The 5,097-nt window shown below is 47.0% G+C and carries 5 protein-coding genes; 2 read left to right on the top strand and 3 right to left on the bottom strand.

The features are described from left to right. The coding region (locus VIM72_RS30950; RefSeq protein WP_332006660.1) for a hypothetical protein at nt 1–207 on the top strand (207 nt) is incomplete at its 5' end. Here the strand turns inward: VIM72_RS30950 and VIM72_RS30945 are convergent. From VIM72_RS30945 to VIM72_RS30935, 3 genes are all read right to left on the bottom strand, one after another. After that, on the bottom strand, nt 192–1,139 hold the full coding sequence (locus tag VIM72_RS30945) for a terpene synthase family protein (protein ID WP_332006659.1): 948 nt from the start codon (nt 1,137–1,139) through the stop codon (nt 192–194). The genes VIM72_RS30950 and VIM72_RS30945 overlap by 16 nt on opposite strands. A gap of 364 nt (nt 1,140–1,503) precedes the next feature. Next, on the bottom strand, nt 1,504–2,784 hold the full coding sequence (locus tag VIM72_RS30940; protein WP_332006658.1) for a sugar MFS transporter: 1,281 nt from the start codon (nt 2,782–2,784) through the stop codon (nt 1,504–1,506). 110 nt (nt 2,785–2,894) lie between these two features. After that, nucleotides 2,895–3,851: a bifunctional helix-turn-helix transcriptional regulator/GNAT family N-acetyltransferase gene (locus tag VIM72_RS30935; protein WP_332006657.1), complete on the bottom strand. Its 957-nt coding sequence runs from the start codon at nt 3,849–3,851 to the stop codon at nt 2,895–2,897. A gap of 122 nt (nt 3,852–3,973) precedes the next feature. On the opposite strand from VIM72_RS30935, the gene VIM72_RS30930 reads away from it, so the two are divergent. Beyond that, on the top strand, nt 3,974–5,029 hold the full coding sequence (locus VIM72_RS30930; protein ID WP_332006656.1) for an aldo/keto reductase: 1,056 nt from the start codon (nt 3,974–3,976) through the stop codon (nt 5,027–5,029). Nucleotides 5,030–5,097 lie beyond the last annotated feature (68 nt).

Below are 5,097 nucleotides of genomic sequence, written 5' to 3'. Positions count from 1 at the left end.
CCGGGGTTCAGCGGCAGGGATCTGCTGCAATATGTGAAAAATGATATCACATTAAAAGGCACCCCCATAGTGATTGTTTCCGGAGATGCCTTTCTTAAAGAGGAGATGTTGCAAACAGGCGCCAGTGGCTTCATTACAAAGCCGGTTTTCATGAGCGACCTGCATCTTGAACTGGCGAAGTATTTACCGCATCACATATTGCCGTAACGACCGGTATCTATTACGGCCCAGTCGTCATATCCTCTTACGATGGTATAAAGCCCGTTAATGTAACGGTCTACCTGCCCGTTGATATACTCGCCCCAGTGAGGGAGCTCTCTGCGGAATTGTTCAAACCGGCGCAGGTGTTTTCTGTGCTCATTGATCACATACTGCACGGCTGCATCGTAATCCAGGTGCAATTCTTTTTGTGCAATAAAGATCAGGTTGAACCCGGGTTTCTCCAGTTTGGCCTCGCGGGCTATGGAATGCAGGTCGTTTGAGAGGCAGCCCAGCAGGTTCAGGATCAGCTCTATCTCCCGGATAACGCTATGGTCATATACTTCATCGGGCAGGTCCAGCTTTTCAAAGATGGCCACCAGCGGGAACATGATGTAAAAACCCGTGTAAGGCCGCTCTTTATAATACCTGTCGATAGAAGGCATGAGCCCGTCGATCTGCATATCTATCTCAAAAAAACATTCGTTGAGATAATCTGTCATATGCATACAGTATTTACGGTATAAAAACGGGCTGCTTATTTCCCGGAAGCGGTAGAGTATATCTTTCAATGCAATGCTAAGACTATTGTTGTCTTCTATATATTTACCACTGAGGATGGCGATAAATATTTCCAGCTGCCGGCGCATTTCCAAAGCAGTTCCTTCGTCTGCCGAGCCGCGGTCGCAGCTGTCGTCCACTGTAAACAGCCAGGAAAGCAGGTCCCCGGCAAGGGTCACCTGGGCGTAGGATGCATCGGGATACTCCCGCGCAGCCTGGAATCCGAACCTGGCTTTGGAATACCAGCTAAGGGGTTTAAATCGTGGGGCCATGTCAAATTTCTGTACCCATTTCAATGTGTCATTTTGAGTGTCCTGGTAACATGAATTGATCCTGGATTTTCCCGGGATAGTAACGCAGGAAGTTAAAGCATTTGACATACATGTAATTTTTAAGGTGAATAAAAAATTGAGCACAAATATGTAGAGTAGTAATAGTTTTCAGTGAGGATTCAACCATTTACTTAGGTAATATTCCTGCGACCATAATTTTACACAAGCTCAGAATGATATTCTACAAATGCTGACTGACAATGAAGTATTCCCGAAAAAGCTAAATTGGACAAACTAATATTACGAAAAAACCACCCATTTGGGGTAAATGGAATTTTGGACGGTATTATGGTGCTGTTATATCGCAGTAGAAATGTGCGGGAATAAAGGGGAAAATGGAAGTGCCTGAAAAAGAAGGGGGTGTATCATACTTTCTGATACACCCCCTTCTTTTTATATCCAAACGAATAACTTACCTGAGCTTATACAGCCTGTAACCAAACAGGAAAATAACCGCGTAGCATACAATAGGCAGGTAGTAGGCAGTAGCAATATTGGTATCCGCAATACGGCCCATGATGAAAGGGAAAATAGCGCCGCCAAACATACCCATTACAATAAATGAAGACGCCTGTTGTGTTTGCGGGCCCAGGTCTTTTAACCCGAGACTAAAAATAGTCGGGTACATGATACTGAAGAAGAAGTTGATCATGAGTAATGCGATGAAGGAAGCCCAGCCCCAGCCCTGCGCCACAAGGATACACATCAGGATGTTGCCCACTGCAAATGCGGCAAGGAGCTTATTGGGAGCGATATAACGCATCAGGGCCGTACCTACAAATCGCCCGGCCAGCATCATGCCCATGAAAACCGTCATGAAGTAACCGGCTTTCTGATCAGAGAAATGCATTACCTCATGGCCATAATTAATGAAAAACGCCCAGGTACCCGCCTGCGCCGCCACGTTAAAGAACTGTGCGATCACCGCAAATACAAAGTGTTTTTGCTGGAATAATTTTTTACGTCCTGCCACCGCGCCGGGTACATCTGATGGCCCGTCGTGCGGATCCGTGAGCGCAGGTACCTTTACCATGGCAAATGCAATAGCAATGGCCGCAATAACGGCTCCTATATAAATGTATAATGTTTTTACAGACACCAGCTCCTGGCCTGCATCATGACCGGCGCTCAGCAGGAAATAAGATCCCAGGGTAGGGCCCACAATGGCGCCTACGGCGTTAAATGACTGTGCAAAGTTGATGCGCTGGTCGCTGGTACGCTGATCTCCCAGGGCGGCCATAAACGGATGCGCTACCGTTTCCAGGGTGGCCATACCACAAGCCAGTACAAACAGGGCGATGCGGAAAATATCAAAAGAGGCTGCATTTGCTGCGGGCACAAACAGGAAGGCGCCCAGGGCATACAGGGTGAGCCCCAGTAGTACGCCGTTCTTATATCCCATCTTTTTAATAAACAATCCTGCCGGAATCCCCATCAGCGCATAAGCGCCAAAAATGGAAAACTGCACCAGGCCGGATTGTGATTTTGTTAATCCAAGTACGTTCTGGAAATGTTTGTTGAGCACATCTCCCATCGTTAACGCAATACCCCAGCACATGAATAGCGAGGTAACGAATATGAGGGTGATCACATATTTTTTCTCTGTAAATTTTGCGGGTAATGACGCGGCAGATGAACCGGAGTTTTTAGCGGTTTTCAAGGCTTCCTGTTCCAGGGAGTCAGGTGATGTCATGATCTGAGTTTTTAAATTTTTTTTATAACGTGGAATGATGTTTTGAACATTCATCCGAAGCTCTAATATACATTTCCATTTCTATAAACTCCAATCATCTGCCGGGGAAATCATGCGGGAAGCAACAGTTCCATCTGGATATTGCAACGTTCATATGGTGTGGGCCTGCCGGTCACTTTTTTAAAGCCCAGCTTATTATACAGGCTGATGGCCGGTTTCAGGATGGTATTACTTTCCAGGTAAATATTCCTGGCGCCCAGTGAAGTGGCTTTTGCGATAATGGCCTGCCCTAATAAAAAACCAATGCTTTTTCCCTGGGCTTTGGGAGATACCGCCATTTTAGCCATTTCGTAATCGTAGTCCGGGTCGTCCATCTTTATTAATGCGCAAACCCCTACCGGTTCATCGTTGTAAAGCGCTACTAAAATATGCCCGCCTTTTTTCAGGATGTTTTCTTCGGGGTGGTCGAGGGATTTATGATCTGCCGCTTCCATTTTAAACCAACGGGAGATCCATTCTTCATTCAGTGCTTTGAAAGCGGCTTTGTATTCAGGGGTATAGTCCACGATCACTACATTACCGGCTTCCCTCTTTTTATGGGCTTCCACCACGCGGCTAAACAGGGATTGCTGTTCCAGCAGGTATTCCCATTCTTCCATCGCCTTCCACAGGTCGTGCGTAGTTTGGGCGGAGATGGCCTCTATAGCGGCGTTTACATCTGTAAGCTGATCCTGAATACGGGTGTTGATCTCCAGTCCTTTTTTAGTAAGACTTACCATATTCCTCCGTCCGTCGGTCTTATCCTTTTTCTCTGTTACCAATCCTTTTTTCTTCATCTCCCCTATTATTTTACTAACAGAAGGATGGGAATGACCGATCTCCTTTGCGATGGCCGTAATAGTTTTTTCCTCCCCGGCGGATAACACATAAAATACGGGGAACCATTTCGGCTGCATATCAATGTTATATAAACGGTAGATCCGGGCGGCGTCTTCCGTTATTTTCTCCGTAAGCATGCGCAGCCTGCTGCCAACAGCCACCTTGCCTGTTTTATTGAAAAATTCCATATTGTAATAAATTACGTAACCAATTACACAAATATAACAGTAAATTTAAAATCACCCAATCACTGTTTCCGCAATTCCCCGATCTTTACACTTTCATAAAAACCCTTTTATAAATTTATCCGATGGAATACAGACAATTAGGAGCATCCGGCTTACAGGTACCGGTGCTTAGTTTTGGTACCGCCACATTTGGCGGGGGCAATGATTTCTTCAAGGCATGGGGCAGCACCATGGCGGAAGAAGCCACACGTATGGTAAACCTTTGCCTGGATGCGGGTGTAAATCTTTTTGATACGGCCGATATATATTCCGACGGGCTTTCGGAAGAGATCCTGGGGAAAGCCATTGCGGGGAAAAGGGACCAGCTGCTCATTTCCACCAAAGCTACTTTCCCTTTCGGTAAAGGTCCTAACAACCAGGGCTCTTCCCGTTTTCATTTGCTGCGGCAGGTAGAAGGCAGTTTAAAGCGGCTGCAAACCGACTATATCGATATTTACCATATGCATGGTTTCGATGGCAACACGCCCATAGAGGAAACATTGCGCACCCTCGACGACCTGGTGCAGAGCGGGAAGGTACGCTACATTGCCGCTTCTAACTTCTCCGGCTGGCACCTGATGAAATCCCAGGCCATTGCAGAAAGGTACGGGTGGAACCGTTATGTAGCGCACCAGGTATATTATTCCCTGGTCAACCGCGAATATGAATGGGAACTGATGCCGCTGGGTATCGATCAGAGAGTGGGAGCTATTGTATGGTCGCCCCTGGCGGCAGGGAGGCTTGGAGGCAAGTACCGACGTAACAGTCCGCCGCCGCAAAATGCCCGGATAGCACAGGGAGGCAGCCCAGTGCCTGAAGCGGTGGTAAACAATGAAGTGTTCTATAATATCATTGATGCGCTGGATGAAATAGCCGCGGAAACCGGTAAAACAGTAGCGCAGATCTCCCTGAACTGGCTGCTGCAACGGCCTACCGTTTCCAGCATTATCATAGGCGCCCGTAACGAAGAGCAGCTGATCCAGAACCTGGGCGCTACCGGCTGGAACCTCAGCACCGAACAGGTGAAGAAGCTGGATGCCGCCAGTGAAATACCTACCATTTATCCTTACTGGCATCAGCGGCAGAACCTGACGCTGAATCCTCCGCCGACGCGGATTTTGTCTGACTCAGGATTTTGATGATTTCGCTGATTACGCTGATTTGATTTTTTTTGATTTTAAATGATTTGAGGAGATATAAGCGAGTA

It is taken from the genome of Chitinophaga sp. (assembly GCF_036569185.1).
In the GTDB taxonomy this organism is placed as follows: domain Bacteria; phylum Bacteroidota; class Bacteroidia; order Chitinophagales; family Chitinophagaceae; genus Chitinophaga.
This window is presented reverse-complemented; position numbering and strand designations above follow the sequence as displayed.